This window comes from Streptomyces sp. DG1A-41 (assembly GCF_037055355.1).
In the GTDB taxonomy this organism is placed as follows: Bacteria; Actinomycetota; Actinomycetes; order Streptomycetales; family Streptomycetaceae; genus Streptomyces.
Window position 1 is genome coordinate 5377245 of sequence record NZ_CP146350.1, and the last position, 14837, is coordinate 5392081.

Sequence of the window (14837 nt, forward strand, 5' to 3'; positions counted from 1 at the left end):
ATGGATCTCGGGCTCAAGCGCGAGCTGGAGGAGAAGGTCAGGGCCGGTGAGCGGCTGACCCGTGAGGACGGCATCGCGCTGTACGAGTCGGACGACCTGGCCTGGCTCGGCGGTCTCGCACACGAGGTGCGCACGCGCAAGAACGGCGACGTCGTGCACTTCAACGTCAACCGTCACCTCAACATGACCAACGTGTGCACGGCCTCCTGCGCGTACTGTTCCTTCCAGCGCAAGCCGGGGGAGAAGGACGCGTACACGATGCGCATCGAGGAGGCCGTCAAGCTCGCGAAGGCGATGGAGAGCGAGAACCTCACCGAGCTGCACATCGTCAACGGGCTGCACCCGAACCTGCCGTGGCGCTACTACCCGCGCTCGCTGCGGGAGTTGAAGGCCGCGCTGCCGCACGTCTCGCTGAAGGCCTTCACGGCGACCGAGATCCACCACTTCGAGACCATCTCCGGGATGAGCGCGTCCGAGATCCTGGACGAGCTGATCGACGCGGGGCTGGAGTCGCTGACCGGCGGTGGTGCGGAGATCTTCGACTGGGAGGTCCGGCAGCACATCGTGGACCACCGCACCCACTGGGAGGACTGGTCCCGCATCCACCGGCTCGCGCACGAGAAGGGTCTGAAGACCCCGTGCACGATGCTGTACGGCCACATCGAGGAGCCCCGGCACCGGGTGGACCATGTGCTGCGGCTGCGTGAGCTCCAGGACGAGACCGGCGGTTTCCAGGTCTTCATCCCGCTGCGTTACCAGCACGACTTCGTCGACATGCAGGACGGCAAGGTGCGCAATCGCCTTCAGGCGCGGACGCAGATGGCGACGGGGGCGGAGGCGCTGAAGACCTTCGCGGTGTCGCGGCTGCTGTTCGACAACGTGCCGCATGTCAAGGTCTTCTGGGTCATGCACGGGGTGCAGACCGCGCAGCTGGCGCTTCAGCACGGTGCGGACGACATGGACGGGTCTGTCGTCGAGTACAAGATCACGCATGATGCGGACGACTTCGGGACGCCGAACAAGTTGACCCGTGAGGATCTGCTGGATCTCATTCGCGATGCGGGGTTCCGGCCGGTGGAGCGGAATACGCGGTACGAGATCATTCGGGAGTATGACGGGCCCGACCCGGAGCGGCGCGAATCGCCGCAGCCGATGCGGGTGTGACGCTGAGCTGGGTACCCGGCCCGCATGGTTGCCATCAAGGCGCCTGAGGACGCCTACACCGCTGAACCCTTCCTTCCTGAGCGCGGTGGGTTGCCCGCTCTGCGGCGGGCCGCTGCCGAGTGCCGGGGGTGTCCCTTGCACCGGGACGCCACTCAGACCGTGTTCGGGGCCGGGAGCCAGGACGCTCGCGTCATGCTCGTCGGGGAGCAGCCCGGCGATCAGGAGGACCGGCAGGGGAAGCCGTTCGTCGGGCCCGCCGGGCGGCTCCTGGACCGTGCGCTGGAGGAGGCGGGCATCGATCCCTCCGAGGCCTACGTCACCAACGCGGTCAAGCACTTCAAGTTCACCCAGGCCGAGCCGCGCAAGCGCCGGATCCACAAGGCGCCCACCCTGCGGGAGATGACCGCGTGCGGGCCCTGGCTGGCCGCGGAGCTCGCGGCCGTGGAGCCGGAGCTGATCGTCGTCCTGGGGGCCACCGCCGGGAAGGCGCTGCTCGGGTCTTCGTTCCGGGTCTCGCAGGTGCGGGGCACGGTGCTGGAGGAGAAGATCCACGGCCGGCCGGAGCGGCTGGTGCCGACGGTGCACCCGTCGTCGGTGCTGCGGGCGGACGACCGGGAGGCGGCGTACCGGGGGCTGCTGTCGGACCTGAAAGTGGCGGCGCAGGCACTGGGGTAATAGCTACAATCGCCCCATGCCCCTTACCTTCACCTTCGATCCTGCCGTCACGCCCGAGCTGCGCGACGGCATCCTCGACCTGTGGGCCGACGTCTCCAACGCCGGCGGGGCCGTCGGCTTCGTGCCGCCGGTGACGCGGGAGGACATCCGTCCCTGGCTGGTGCAGCACCTCGCGTCGATGGCGGAGGGGCGGGTCAGGCTGCTCGTCGGACACGACGAGGAGGGGCGCGTCGCGGCGACCGCGTTCCTCACCCTCAACACGCACCACCTGATGACGCACTGGCTGTGGCTCTACACGGTGATGGTGCACCCGCGTCATCAGGGCAAGGGCTACGGGCGCGATCTGCTGGCCGCCGCCGCGGACGCGGCCCGGGGGCTCGACGGCATCGAGGCGATCCGCCTCACCTGCCGCGGGGGTCTCGGCCTGGAGCACTTCTACGAGTCCTGCGGCTACAAGGAGGTCGGCCGCATCCCCGGCGCGATCCGGGTGGCGCCCGGCGACGACCGGGACGACGTCATCATGCTGCTGCCGCTCGCCTGAGTCCGGCCTCGTACCCCCCTGCAAGATCGGCCGTCCGGCGTGCTTCACTGGACGGTGCCCGTTTGGGTGCGTTCTGGCCGTTCCAACCGGAAGAGTGGATTGAGATGCTCCGCTACACGCTGATGCGCCTCGGAATCTTCGTGGGCTGCCTCGTGGTCGTCTGGGGCCTCGTCTACTCCGGCCTCGCCCCGCGCGGCCTCGGTGCCAGCAACGGCCTGTGGATCGTCATGCTCGCCCTGCTGCTCTCCGCGCCGATCAGCTTCGTCGTGCTGCGCAAGGAGCGGGACCGGGCGTCCGAGCAGATCGTGCAGCGGGTGGACCGGATGAAGGCCAACCTGGAGGCCAACCGCAGCCAGGAGGACGTCGCCGACGACGCGTCCCGGGCGCAGGGGCAGGCCTCGTAAGGTCCCCGCACAGGCATACAGCGCCCCGTTTCCGTACTTGCTCGGAAACGGGGTGCTTTGCCTTGTGTGGGTGGTATCACATTTCGGCCTGTCAAAGCCAGGCTTTGAGGTCCTCAAAGTTCAGGTGTTAAGGTCGATGTCATGAAGTCAGCAGTCGCGCCCTCTATGCCCCTGAGCGTTCCGCTCGTGGCGCGCCTGCACGTGGATCTCTGTCGGTGCGCGTCCGCTACCTGTCGTCCCTGACGTAACGCAACCCCCGTCGTCTCCCACGTCAGTCCCTTCGCGTCCCCCAACGGAGCCAGTCCGTGTCCTCACACACGAAGTCCTTCAAGGTGCCCTTCTGGGCCCAGATCATCGCCGGTCTCGTCCTGGGTGTGCTGCTCGGCTGGCTTGCCCGCGGCCAGGATCTGTCCTGGCTGGTCACGACCCTGGAGAAGGTCGGCGACACGTTCATCGGCCTGCTGAAGCTCGCCGTAGCCCCGCTCGTCTTCTTCGCGATCCTGGTCTCGATCACCAACCTGCGGAAGGTCAACAACGCGGCTCGCCTGGCCTCGCGCACCCTCCTGTGGTTCATGATCACGTCGTTGATCGCGGTGAGCATCGGCCTGGTCATCGGCCTGGTCACCAACCCGGGCGCCGGCACCGGTCTCACCCCCAAGGACGGTGCGAAGCCCCAGGACACCGGTTCCTGGATCGACTTCCTGACCGGCATCGTGCCGACCGACGTCATCACGCCGTTCACCGAGCTGAACGTGCTCCAGATCGTCTTCATGGCCGCCGTCGCCGGTATCGCCGCCCTCCAGCTCGGTGAGAGGGCCCAGCCGATCCTCACCCTCAGCGAGTCCGTCCTCGAACTGCTCCAGAAGGCGCTGTGGTGGGTCATCCGGCTCGCCCCGCTCGGCACCGTCGGCCTCATCGGCAACGCCATCGCCACCTACGGCTGGGACCTGATCGGCAAGTACGCGACGTTCACCGCCGACATCTACGTCGGCTGCCTGATCGTGCTGTTCGGCGTCTACCCGACGCTGCTCGCGACCGTCGCCAAGGCCAACCCGATCCAGTTCTTCAAGGGCGCCTGGCCCGCGATCCAGCTGGCCTTCGTCTCCCGCTCGTCCGTGGGCACGATGCCGCTGACGCAGAAGGTCACCGAGCGGCTCGGCGTGCCGAAGGAGTACGCGTCCTTCGCGGTGCCGTTCGGCGCGACGACCAAGATGGACGGCTGCGCCGCGATCTACCCGGCCATCGCCGCGATCTTCGTCGCCCAGATCTTCGACATCCAGCTGGGTGTCGGCGACTACCTGCTGATCGCGTTCGTCTCGGTGGTCGGCTCCGCCGCCACCGCCGGTCTCACCGGCGCGACGGTCATGCTGACCCTCACCCTCTCCACCCTCGGCCTGCCGATGGAGGGCGTGGGCCTGCTCCTCGCGATCGACCCGATCCTCGACATGATCCGCACCGCGACCAACGTCGCCGGTCAGGCCCTGATCCCGGTCCTGGTCTCCGCCCGCGAGAACCTGCTCGACCGCACGGCCTACGCCACGGCCGACGGCTCCTCCCTGGACGAGCCGCAGGGCGCGCAGCGCGAGCAGGTCCCCGCGGCGGCCTGACGAGCCGACACCCCCTGGGCCGGCCCTCCTTCCGGTTTCCCGAGAGAGGGCCGGCCGAGTGGGGACCGTACGCTAAGCGGTATGGGTGCCGTGAAGACCAAGCGGATGCCACGTGCGGTCCGTGAACAGCAGATGCTGGACGCCGCCGTGCAGATCTTCGGCCAACGGGGGTACATGGCCGCGTCGATGGACGAGATCGCCGAACTCGCGGGTGTGTCCAAGCCGTTGGTCTACCTGTATCTGAACTCCAAGGAAGACCTCTTCACCGCCTGCATCCGCCGCGAGTCCCAGGCACTCGTCGAGGCCGTGCGAGCCGGTGTCCGGCCCGATCTGCCCGCCGACCGGCAACTCTGGGAAGGGCTCGGCGCGTTCTTCGCGCACACCGCCGAGAACCCCGACGGCTGGTCGGTCCTGCACCTCCAGGCCCGTACGCACGGCAAGCCCTTCGCCGCCGAAGTCGCCGCGATGCGCGAGGAGATCGTCGCGTTCGTGACACAGCTGATCCTCGCCGCCGCACGCGAGACCCACCGCGATCCCGACCTGCCCGAACGCGAGGTCGCCGGCCTCGCCGAGGCCCTGGTCGGCGCCGCCGAGTCGCTCGCCGCCTGGGCCAACGCCACCCCGGGCGTCACGGCCCGCCAGGCCGCCGCCACGATGATGAACTTCGCCTGGGCGGGCCTGGGCGACCTCATGGCGGGGCGCCCGTGGTCACCTCCGGAGGAGCAGGCGGGCACTCCGGTGGGATAGACGGACCCCGTCACGTGGATCCGGCCGGAGGACCACGTGGGCACTCAGGTGGGGCAGACGTCGCCCGTCACGTGGATCCGGTCCTCCCGGCCCCGCAGTTCGAACCGGCCGTCCTCCGCCGCGTACGTCACCGTCCCCGGCAGCAGGACCGGCGCCCGGAACTGCGCGCGAACGTGGCAGGAGTCCGGTGTGCCGTGCGCGGCGAGACAGCGGGCGACGGTCCACATGCCGTGCGCGATCGCCCGGGGGAAGCCGAACAGGCGGGCGGTGAGCGGGTGGAGGTGGATCGGGTTGCGATCCCCGGAGGCGGCCCCGTAGCGCCGTCCGACATCCTCGGCCAGCCGCCACTCGGCCACGGCCGGCGGCGGCTTCCGTACCTCCTCCCGGGGAGCCTCGGCGGGCCGTCGCGTGCGGTGCCGGGCGAGGTACGTGCTCCTCGACTCCCATACGACGTCCCCGCCCTCCCGCGCCTCGGTGACGACCGTCGCCTGAGTGCCGCGCCGGTGGGGCGCCAACCCCGCGACGTACACCGTGAGTTCGTACGCGCCGGTGGCCGGCATCGCCCGGTGCCGGGTGATCGTGATCGACGTGTGGACGAGGCCCGGCAGCGGCAGTGGAAAGTCCCGGCCGCTCATCATTCGCACGGCCAGGGGGAATCCCAGCACGTGCGGATACGTCGGCGGCAGCGCGTCCTTGCCGGTCGGGAACCCGCAGACCCGCTCGTACGCCGCCAGCCGCGCGAGGTCGACGCGCAGGCCGGGCAGGACGAGCCGGGTGCGCGGGAACTCCGCGTCGGGGGCCGGGCGTTTGAAGGCGGACAGCAGGGCGCCGCGCGCGAGGAGCGGGGCGAGGGAGGGGGGCCCGGTGAGGACGAGAGCGGCGTCGGCCATCACGCCCCCAGCAGGCTCTGGCCGCATACGCGTACGACCTGCCCGTTGACCGCGCCCGAGGCCGGGTGCGCGAGCCAGGCGGTGGTCTGGGCGACATCGACCGGAAGGCCGCCCTGCGCGAGGGAGTTCATACGGCGGCCCGCCTCGCGGATGAACAGCGGGACGGCGGCCGTCATCTTCGTCTCGATGAAGCCCGGCGCGACCGCGTTGACCGTCACCCCGTGCTCGGCGAGCGCGCGCGGCGCGAGGGAGCGGACCAGGCCGACGATGCCCGCCTTGCTCGCCCCGTAGTTGGTCTGGCCCGCGTTGCCGGCGATGCCCGCGATCGAGGCCGTCGCCACGATCCGGCCGCCCCGGTTCAGCGTCCCGGCCCTCAGCAGCGCGTCCGTCGTGCGCAGCACGCTCGCCAGGTTCACCTCCAGCACCGGGATCCACCGCTCGGCGGGCATGTTCACCAGGCGCCGGTCCCGCGTGATGCCCGCGTTGTGGATCAGCAGGTCCAGGCCGTCCGGCAGGGCCTCGGCGATCCGCGCGCCCGCGTCGGCGGCCGTGATGTCGAGGAGCAGCGCGGTGCCGCCGAGCCGGTCGGCGACGCGCCGGGCGTCCCGTTCGGCCTGCGGCACATCGAGGACGACGACCCGGGCCCCGTCCCGCGCGAGCGTCTCGGCGACCGCCTCGCCGATGCCGCGCGCGGCACCGGTGACCAGGGCGGTGCGGCCGGCCAGGGGGCGGTCCCAGTCGACGGGGGTGGAGGACTCGTCGTTCGGGGCGGTCTCGCCCGACCCCGTCTCACCCGCCCCGACCTCGATCACCTGTCCGCTCACATACGCCGACTCGGGCGACAGCAGGAAGCGGAGGGTGGACTCGGCGGCCGCCGCGTCCGTGAGCCGGACCAGGTTCACGGTCCTGCCCCGGCCGATCTCCTTGCCGAGGGAGCGCGTGAAGCCCTCCAGGGCCTGCTGGGCGGCGGCCTGGTGGTGGTCGGCCGGGTCGAGCGGCGCGCCGAGCACGACCACGCGCCCGCTCGCGACGACCGACCGTACGACGGGGTGCAGGGCCGCGTGCACCTCGGCGAGCCCCTCCACGTCCCGCACCCCGCTCGCGTCCAGGAGGACGGCAGCCGCCCGGTCGGATCCGGCCGGGGCGATCCCCGTGCGGGCGAGGACCGGCGCCAGGTCGAGGCCGGACCCGCCGGCGGTGAGGTGGAGGAGGCCGCCGTCGAGGGTGGGCCGCTCGGGGGAGCAGCGGGTCAGGGCCGCGGGCTGGGGCAGACCGAGCCGGCGGGTGAGGAAGCGGCCGGGCCCGGTGGCGGTGAAGCTCAGATAGCGGTCGGCCATGGCGACTCCCAGCTCGGATGACTGCTCACATTTGCTTACTCTGGAGTAAGGTTACCGTAGGTAAGGTTACGTCACAGACGAGGAGCGGGTCGAGATGAGCCCCCAGAAGGTCTCGGTGCGGCGCGTGGTGGTCGTCGGCGGAGCGCGCACCCCGTTCGCCCGCTCCGACGGCCCGTACGCCACCGCCTCCAACCAGGAGATGCTCACCGCCGCCCTCGATGGCCTGGTCGAGCGGTACGGGCTCCAGGAGCCGGGTGCGGTCGGCGAGTTCGTGGCCGGCGCGGTCCTCAAGCACAGCCGCGACTTCAACCTGGCACGGGAGACGGTCCTCGGCTCGCGCCTGCACCCCACCACCCCCGCCTACGACATCCAGCAGGCCTGCGGCACCGGACTCCAGGCCGTCATCGCCCGCCGCCAACAAGATCGCCCTCGGCCAGACCGAGTCGGCGGTCGCGGGCGGCGCCGACACGGCGAGCGACGCGCCCCTGGGTGTCAACGACGCCCTGCGCCGCATCCTGCTGGAGGCCCGGCGGGCGAAGTCGCTGGGCGGGCGGGTGAAGGCCCTGGCGGAGGTGCGCCCGGGTCACCTCGTCCCCGACATCCCGCGCAACGCCGAGCCGCGCACCGGCCTGTCCATGGGCGAACACGCCGCCGTCACCGCCCGCGCCTGGAGCATCGGCCGCCAGGCGCAGGACGAACTGGCGGCGACCAGTCACCAGCGGCTGGCGGCGGCGTACGAACGCGGCTTCTTCCAGGACCTGGTGGTCCCCTTCCGCGGCCTGGCCCGCGACCAGAACCTGCGCCCCGGCTCGACCGTGGAGAAACTCGCCTCCCTGAAGCCGGTGTTCGGCCTCGATGACCCCGACCCGACCATGACGGCCGGGAACTCCACCCCGCTGACCGACGGGGCGGCGACCGTGCTGCTGGCGAGCGAGGAGTGGGCCCGCGAGCGCGGTCTGGAGCCGCTGGCGTATCTCACCGCGTACGAGACGGCGGCCGTCGACTTCGTCGGCGGAGACGTCGCCGGCGGCGAGGACGGGCTGCTCATGGCGCCCGCGTACGCGGTTCCGCACCTGCTGGAGCGAGCCGGACTCGGCCTGGCCGACTTCGACCTGGTCGAGATCCACGAGGCCTTCGCCTCCCAGGTGCTGGCGACGCTCGCGGCCTGGGAGAAGCGGGGCCTGGGCACGGTGGACCGTGCCCGGCTGAACGTGGCGGGCTCCTCCCTCGCCACCGGCCACCCCTTCGCCGCCACCGGTGCCCGGATCGTGGCGACCCTGGCCAAGCTGCTCGCCGAACGGGGCGCGCCCGCCCGCGGGTTGATCTCCGTCTGCGCGGCGGGCGGGCAAGGGGTGACGGCGATCCTGGAGCGGGCCTGAGGGCGACGGCGTACCGAAGCTGAAATACCCTCACGTAACCCCCGAGAATGCACAGGCCTGGCTCCGGACCATCCCCGAACCCGCACAAACCCATCACGTGAGGCCCGTACGATCCCGTTCCTACCGTCAGTAACCCCCTTTCTGGGGATTCAACCGGTTGAGCGCCTCGGCGTGCGAGGCACGTACGTATCGCAGCAAGCAGTTCCTTCGCTGCGCGCCCCAGGAGCCGCCCGTGTCCACTGCCCATCCCTCCTCCGCCTACGGTGGCATGTACGGCGGACCGGTCCTGGTCGAGCCCGAGACGCGGCGGCTGGACGGGGTGGTCCGTGAGGCGTCCGTACCGCCCCTGGCGCCGCCGTGGACCCACGGGTCCCTCGCCGACCTGCCGTTCGACAACGCGAGCGCGCACCCGGATGCCGTGGCGCTCAGCCGCAAGAACCCCGACGGGCGCTGGAGCGACGTCACGGCGGCCCGGTTCGCCGACCAGGTGCTGGCCGTGGCGAAGGGGCTGATCGCCGAAGGTCTGATGCCCGGCGACCGGGTCGCCGTGATGGCCCGCACGATCTACGAGTGGACGGTCCTGGACTTCGCCGCCTGGGCGGCCGGCCTGGTCACCGTCCCCATCTATCCCACCTCCTCCGTCTTCCAGGCCCGCTGGATCCTCCAGGACTCCGGCGCGGTCGCCCTCGTCACCGAGTTCGCCGGGCAGGCCGCCGCACTCGGCCCGGAACGCGAACGCCTGCCCGACCTCAGGCACATGTGGATCGTGGAGAAGGGCCACGTGAACCGGCTGGCGGAAGCCGGCGCGCACCTCTCCGACCAGGAGGTCGAGGTGCGGCGCGGCATGCTGGGCCCCGACACCCTCGCCACCCTCATCTACACCTCCGGCACCACGGGCCGCCCCAAGGGCTGCGCGCTCACCCACGGCAACTTCTTCGCCGAGGTCGACAACGCGATCGAGCTCCTCTATCCCGTCTTCAGGGCCAGGACCAGCGAAGAGGCCTCGGTCCTGCTGTTCCTGCCCATGTCCCACGTCTTCGGGCGCATGGTGGCGATCGCCTGTGTCCGCGCCCGCGTACGGCTGGGCCACGCGCCGAGCATCAAGGCGGAGAACCTGCTCCCGGACCTGGCGAGCTTCCGGCCGACCTGTCTGCTCGCCATCCCGTACATGCTGGAGAAGGTCTTCAACTCGGCCCGCGCCAAGGCCGAGGCGGGCGGCCGGGTCACGTCGTTCGACCGCGCGGTGGCGGTGGCGCAGCGCTACGGCGAGGCGATGGAGGCCCAGCAGACGGGCACCGGCCCCGGCCCCTCCCGCGCCCTCAGGACCGCCCGGGCCTTCTACGACCCCCTGGTCTACCGCCGCATCCGCAACGCCATGGGCGGCCGGGTCCGCTACGCCATCTGCGGCGGCTCCCCCTGGGCCGCCGCCTCGCCGCGTTCTACGCCGGAGCCGGCATCGAGATCTTCGAGGGCTACGGCCTGACGGAGACCACGGGCGCGTCGACCGTCACCCCGCCCCTGAAACCCCGCCTGGGCACGGTCGGCTGGCCCCTGCCCGGCACCCGTGTCCGTATCGCCGCCGACGGCGAGATCCTCCTCGCCGGCGACCACGTCCTGCGCGGCTACTGGGACCCCCAGGCCGGTGGTGTCGTACCCGCCGCCCCCGACGGCTGGCTCGCCACGGGCGACATCGGCGAACTGGACGACGAGGGCTATCTGACGATCACCGGCCGCAAGAAGGAAATGCTGATCACCGCGGGCGGCAAGAGCGTCGCCCCGGCACCCCTGGAGAACTGGCTGCGCTCGCACCCGCTGATCTCCCAGTGCATGGTCCTGGGCGACGGCCGTCCCTTCGTCTCCGCCCTGATCACCCTGGACCCGGACGGCATCACCCACTGGCGCAAGATGAACGGCAAACACCCCGTGCCGCCCAAACTCCTCGTCGACGACGAGGAACTCCGCGCCGTGATCCAGCGCGCCGTCGACGAGGCCAACAAGATGGTCTCCCGCCCGGAGTCCATCCGCCGCTTCGTGATCCTCCCCGAGGACTTCTCCGAGGAGGCGGGTCATCTGACCCCGTCGATGAAGCTCCGCCGTGAGGCGGTGATGCGCGCCTTCGCGGCGGAAGTGGAGGGCCTGTACGCGAGGTGAGGCACCTTTGCGATCTCTTTACACGGACTTCTTGACGTCGCAAGGTGTCTGCCCGTTGGCTTTCAGCCACCTCGTCGCGATGCTCCCCACCGGAAGGCACCACCAGTGAAAGCGCGTACCACCCGTCGGCCCGCTGTGCGTCCCCTCTCCATAGCCCTGGCGGTCACCGTGTCGGCCCTGTCCCTCACCGCCTGCGGCGGCGGGAGTGACGACTCCGCGGGCGTGAAGAAGGGCAACGACATCACGGTGGGCCTGCTGCTGCCCGACCGGGACACGGCACGCTTCGAGAAGTTCGACTACCCCCTGATCAAGGAAGAGGTCGCCTCCCTCACCGAGAACCAGGGCAAGGTCACGTACGCCAACGCCGAGGCGAGCGTGTCCAGACAGAGCGAGCAGTTCCGGCAGATGATCGACGACAAGGTCGACGTCATCCTGGTGGACGCGCTGAACTCCAAGACCATCGCCTCGGACGTGCGGAAGGCCAAGGACGCCGGCATCCCGGTCATCGCCTACGACCGGCTCGCCGAGGGCCCGATCGACGCGTACGTCTCCCACGACAACGAACTCGTCGGGCAGGTGCAGGGCCGCGCCATCGTCGGGGAGCTCGGCGAGAAGGCCGAGAAGAGCAAGGTCGTCATGATGAACGGCGACCCGGCCGACCCGAACACGGCACGGTTCAAGCAGGGCGCGCTGAGCGAGCTCCAGGGGGCGGTCGACATCGTCGAGCAGTACGACACCAAGGAGTGGAAGCCCTCGATCGCCAAGGCGAACATGAAGAAGGCGATCCAGGCCGTCGGCCTGAACAACATCGCCGCCGTCTACTCCGCCAACGACGGCATGGCGGGCGCCGTCATCGAGGCGCTGAAGGAGGCGGGCGCGACCAGGATCCCGCCGGTGACCGGGCAGGACGCCAACCTGGACGCGGTGCAGCGGATCGTGTCGGGGGAGCAGTACATGACCGTGTACAAGTCGTTCCTGCTGGAGGCGACGAACGCCGCGAAGATCGCGGTGGCCAAGGTCCAGGGCCGCTCGATCGAGTTCGCCGCGCTGACCAGGGAGACGGTCGACAGCCCCACGGAGAAGGACATCCCGGCGATGCTGGTGCCGGTGGTCGCCCTCACCAAGGACAACATCAAGGAGACGGTGATCGCGGACGGCGTCTACACCGTCAAGGACATCTGCACGGCGGAGTACAAGGCGGACTGCGCGGCGATCGGCCTGGAGTAGAGCCTCTTGACTTCGCTGGGCGCCCGCGCGACATTCCCCACCCCTTGAATCCTGTCGCGCTGGAGAAGTCATGACCACTGGCATGAACTCCGCACCACCCGCTGCTTCCCGTGCTTGCCGTCCTGGTACCCCTCCCCGAAGACGAGTGCTGGCCAGCGCCGCGGGGCCGGCCTCGCGGTCGCCGCCGGAGTGCACCAGGGCGCCCACGCCGCCGACTTACCCCCGCTCGGCACTTACGACGTCGTCGTCATCGGTTCCGGCGCGGCCGGGATGACCGCCGCGCTGACCGCCGCCGGGCAGGGGCTGCGCTGCGTCGTCGTGGAGAAGGCCCCGGCCTTCGGCGGCTCGACCGCCCGCTCCGGTGCCGGGATCTGGATCCCGAACAACCCGGTGATCCTCGCGGCCGGCGTCCCCGACACCCCGGCCAAGGCCGCCGCCTACCTCGCCGCCGTCGTCGGCCCGGACGTCCCCGCCGACCGGCAGCGCGCCTTCCTCACCCACGGCCCTGCGGCGATCTCCTACGTCATGGCCCACAGCCCCCTGCGCTTCCGCTGGATGGAGGGCTACAGCGACTACTACCCCGAACTGCCCGGCGGCCTGGCGAACGGCCGCTCCATCGAGCCCGACCAGCTCGACGGCACGATCCTCGGCGCCGAACTGGCCCGCCTGAACGCGCCGTACATGGACGTCCCCGCCGGCATGGTGGTCTTCAGCGCGGACTACAAGTGGCTGGCCCTGGCCGCCGTGAACGCCAAGGGTGCGGCCGTCGCCGCACAGTGTCTGGCACGGGGGACGGCGGCGGCCCTGCGGGGCGAGAAGCCGCTGACCATGGGCCAGGCCCTGGCGGCGGGCCTGCGGGCGGGGCTGCGGTCCGCGGGCGTACCGGTGTGGCTGAACACGGCGTTGACGGACCTGCACGTCGAGAACGGCACGGTCACCGGAGCAGTGGTCACCCGCGACGGCGCCCCGGGCCTGATCCGCGCCCGCCGGGGCGTGATCGTCGGCTCCGGCGGCTTCGAGCACAACGCGACGATGCGCGACCGGTACCAGCGACAGCCCATCGGCACGGAGTGGACGGTCGGCGCGAAGGAGAACACCGGCGACGGGATCCGGGCGGGGGAGCGGCTCGGCGCGGCGCTCGACCTGATGGACGACGCCTGGTGGGGCCCGGCGATCCCGATCCCCGGCCGGCCGTACTTCTGCCTCGCCGAGCGCACCCTCCCCGGCGCCCTGCTGGTGAACGGGTCGGGCAGGCGCTTCGTCAACGAGGCCGCGCCCTACAGCGACGTCGTCCACACCATGTACGACGTCCACGACACCGAACCGGCCATCCCGTCCTGGCTGATCGTCGACCAGAACTACCGCAACCGGTACCTCTTCAAGGACGTCCTGCCGGCCCTGCCCTTCCCCGATGCCTGGTACGACTCGGGCGCCGCGCACCAGGCCTGGACCCTGGACGCCCTGGCCACGGCGATCGGCGTCCCGCCGGCGGCCCTGCGCACGACCGTCGACCGCTTCAACTCCCAGGCACGGCGGGGCGAGGACCCCGACTTCCACCGCGGCGACAGCGCCTACGACCACTACTACACGGACCCGTCGGTCCTCCCGAACCCCTGCCTGGCCCCCCTCTGGCTCCCCCCGTACCACGCCTTCCGCATAGTCCCCGGCGACCTCGGCACGAAGGGCGGCATGCGAACGGACGCCCGGGCCCGCGTCCTGCGCCCCGACGGCTCGGTGATCCCGGGCCTGTACGCGGCGGGCAACGCCAGCGCGGCGGTGATGGGCCACAGTTACGCGGGCGCGGGGTCGACGATCGGGCCGGCGATGACGTTCGGGTATATCGCGGCGAGGGATGTGGCGGGGGTGCTGTAGGGGGCGTACGGGGGGACGGGGGCCGCCGGGCGTGTTCGCGGGTACACGGGTTACGCGGGTTACGCGGGTACGCCTAGGTCGTCGTCTCCGGCGGCTTGCGGGCCACCAGACACGCCTGGCGGACCGGCTCCCCGAGTGCCTCGTCGGGCTCCCGGACGGTCCGGGAGCGCACGGCGAAACCGGCCGCTTCCAGCAGGGCGGCGATCCGCTCCGGCTGCCGCCGCCGGAAGGTCAGCGCCACCTGGTGCCCGAAGGCCTCCTCGTAGCGGCGGGGCTCGTCACCCGCCTGGAAGCCGAGGAGCAGGTGCCCTCCGGGCCGCAGGACGCGGGCGAACTCGGCGAAGACGGCCGGCAGCCGGTCGAGCGGGGTGTGGATGGTCGAGTACCAGGACACGACACCGTCGAGCGAGCCGTCGGGCAGGTCCAGCTCCAGCATCGAGCCCCGCTCGAACCGCAGACCGGGATGCTCGCGCCGGGCGATCGCGAGCATCGACTCCGACAGGTCCAGCCCGAACACGGACAGCCCCCGTGACGCCAGGTACGCCGTCACCCGCCCGGGCCCGCACCCCAGGTCGGCGACCTCGCCTCCCTCACCCACGAGCTCCGCGAAACCGTAGAGCAGCCCCAGGTCCAACGGCATGGCCACGGGCGGGTCGCTGAAGTGGACGGCGTAGTCCTCCGCGACGGTGTCGTAGAAGGCGCGGGTCTCGGTCAGGAAGTCGGCGTCGGTCATGGCCCGACCCTAGTGCGGGGCACCGACACCGCCGGTCCGCGCTGTGAGGGCCCGCGCGCTCCAGCCCTGCCCCACGGGCAGAATTCGCCGGAAATTCACCGGGGTGCAAG

Annotated in this window: 12 protein-coding genes and 2 pseudogenes; 11 read left to right on the top strand and 3 right to left on the bottom strand. The window is 71.1% G+C overall.

The features are described 5' to 3' along the window. The 7 genes from mqnE (at nt 1) to V8690_RS25240 (ending at nt 5138) form a co-directional block, all read left to right on the top strand. Nucleotides 1-1164 carry an aminofutalosine synthase MqnE gene (mqnE, locus tag V8690_RS25210; protein WP_338782313.1) on the top strand — a complete coding sequence of 388 codons (1164 nt, stop codon included), beginning with the start codon at nt 1-3 and terminating at the stop codon, nt 1162-1164. Nucleotides 1165-1188: 24 nt separating this feature from the next. Continuing rightward, nucleotides 1189-1839 carry a UdgX family uracil-DNA binding protein gene (locus V8690_RS25215; RefSeq protein WP_338782314.1) on the top strand — a complete coding sequence of 217 codons (651 nt, stop codon included), beginning with the start codon at nt 1189-1191 and terminating at the stop codon, nt 1837-1839. A 16-nt stretch (nt 1840-1855) separates the two neighbouring features. Beyond that, on the top strand, nt 1856-2380 hold the full coding sequence (locus V8690_RS25220) for a GNAT family N-acetyltransferase (RefSeq protein ID WP_338782316.1): 525 nt from the start codon (nt 1856-1858) through the stop codon (nt 2378-2380). Between the two features lie 104 nt (nt 2381-2484). Next, on the top strand, nt 2485-2784 hold the full coding sequence (locus V8690_RS25225) for a DUF4229 domain-containing protein (protein ID WP_338782318.1): 300 nt from the start codon (nt 2485-2487) through the stop codon (nt 2782-2784). A gap of 165 nt (nt 2785-2949) precedes the next feature. After that, on the top strand, nt 2950-3027 hold the full coding sequence (locus V8690_RS25230; RefSeq protein ID WP_330219385.1) for a putative leader peptide: 78 nt from the start codon (nt 2950-2952) through the stop codon (nt 3025-3027). Between the two features lie 62 nt (nt 3028-3089). After that, complete coding sequence (locus V8690_RS25235; RefSeq protein WP_338782320.1) at nt 3090-4391, top strand: dicarboxylate/amino acid:cation symporter; 1302 nt, start codon at nt 3090-3092, stop codon at nt 4389-4391. 81 nt (nt 4392-4472) lie between these two features. Then, complete coding sequence (locus V8690_RS25240) at nt 4473-5138, top strand: TetR/AcrR family transcriptional regulator (protein ID WP_338782322.1); 666 nt, start codon at nt 4473-4475, stop codon at nt 5136-5138. A gap of 44 nt (nt 5139-5182) precedes the next feature. Here the strand turns inward: V8690_RS25240 and V8690_RS25245 are convergent, their stop codons facing one another. Next, complete coding sequence (locus V8690_RS25245) at nt 5183-6028, bottom strand: MaoC/PaaZ C-terminal domain-containing protein (RefSeq protein WP_338782324.1); 846 nt, start codon at nt 6026-6028, stop codon at nt 5183-5185. After that, nucleotides 6028-7365, bottom strand: a complete 1338-nt coding sequence (locus tag V8690_RS25250) for a 3-oxoacyl-ACP reductase (protein WP_338782326.1) — start codon at nt 7363-7365, stop codon at nt 6028-6030. Before V8690_RS25250 ends, V8690_RS25245 begins: the two co-directional genes overlap by 1 nt. 94 nt (nt 7366-7459) lie before the next feature. On the opposite strand from V8690_RS25250, the pseudogene V8690_RS25255 reads away from it, so the two are divergent. The 4 genes and pseudogenes from V8690_RS25255 to kstD all read left to right on the top strand — a co-directional run bounded on the left by V8690_RS25255 (nt 7460) and on the right by kstD (nt 13994). Next, a pseudogene (locus V8690_RS25255) lies at nt 7460-8744 on the top strand (acetyl-CoA C-acetyltransferase). Nucleotides 8745-9012: 268 nt separating this feature from the next. Then, nucleotides 9013-10895: pseudogene (locus V8690_RS25260) on the top strand (long-chain fatty acid--CoA ligase). A 135-nt stretch (nt 10896-11030) separates the two neighbouring features. Next, complete coding sequence (locus V8690_RS25265) at nt 11031-12122, top strand: substrate-binding domain-containing protein (protein WP_338782327.1); 1092 nt, start codon at nt 11031-11033, stop codon at nt 12120-12122. Nucleotides 12123-12236: 114 nt separating this feature from the next. Beyond that, on the top strand, nt 12237-13994 hold the full coding sequence (kstD, locus tag V8690_RS25270) for a 3-oxosteroid 1-dehydrogenase (RefSeq protein WP_338782329.1): 1758 nt from the start codon (nt 12237-12239) through the stop codon (nt 13992-13994). Nucleotides 13995-14067: 73 nt separating this feature from the next. Here kstD and V8690_RS25275 read toward each other — a convergent pair whose 3' ends face one another. Continuing rightward, the gene (locus tag V8690_RS25275; protein WP_338782331.1) at nt 14068-14727 is read right to left on the bottom strand and encodes a methyltransferase domain-containing protein; all 660 of its coding nucleotides are present in this window, start codon (nt 14725-14727) and stop codon (nt 14068-14070) included. Nucleotides 14728-14837 lie beyond the last annotated feature (110 nt).

What these genes read in the sequence shown, in the direction of transcription:
- mqnE (WP_338782313.1), top strand. Translation starts at nt 1, where the DNA reads ATGGATCTCGGGCTCAAGCGCGAGCTGGAGGAGAAGGTCAGGGCCGGT.
- V8690_RS25215 (WP_338782314.1), top strand. Translation starts at nt 1,189, where the DNA reads ATGGTTGCCATCAAGGCGCCTGAGGACGCCTACACCGCTGAACCCTTC.
- V8690_RS25220 (WP_338782316.1), top strand. Translation starts at nt 1,856, where the DNA reads ATGCCCCTTACCTTCACCTTCGATCCTGCCGTCACGCCCGAGCTGCGC.
- V8690_RS25225 (WP_338782318.1), top strand. Translation starts at nt 2,485, where the DNA reads ATGCTCCGCTACACGCTGATGCGCCTCGGAATCTTCGTGGGCTGCCTC.
- V8690_RS25230 (WP_330219385.1), top strand. Translation starts at nt 2,950, where the DNA reads ATGCCCCTGAGCGTTCCGCTCGTGGCGCGCCTGCACGTGGATCTCTGT.
- V8690_RS25240 (WP_338782322.1), top strand. Translation starts at nt 4,473, where the DNA reads ATGGGTGCCGTGAAGACCAAGCGGATGCCACGTGCGGTCCGTGAACAG.
- V8690_RS25245 (WP_338782324.1), bottom strand. Translation starts at nt 6,028, where the DNA reads ATGGCCGACGCCGCTCTCGTCCTCACCGGGCCCCCCTCCCTCGCCCCG.
- V8690_RS25250 (WP_338782326.1), bottom strand. Translation starts at nt 7,365, where the DNA reads ATGGCCGACCGCTATCTGAGCTTCACCGCCACCGGGCCCGGCCGCTTC.
- V8690_RS25275 (WP_338782331.1), bottom strand. Translation starts at nt 14,727, where the DNA reads ATGACCGACGCCGACTTCCTGACCGAGACCCGCGCCTTCTACGACACC.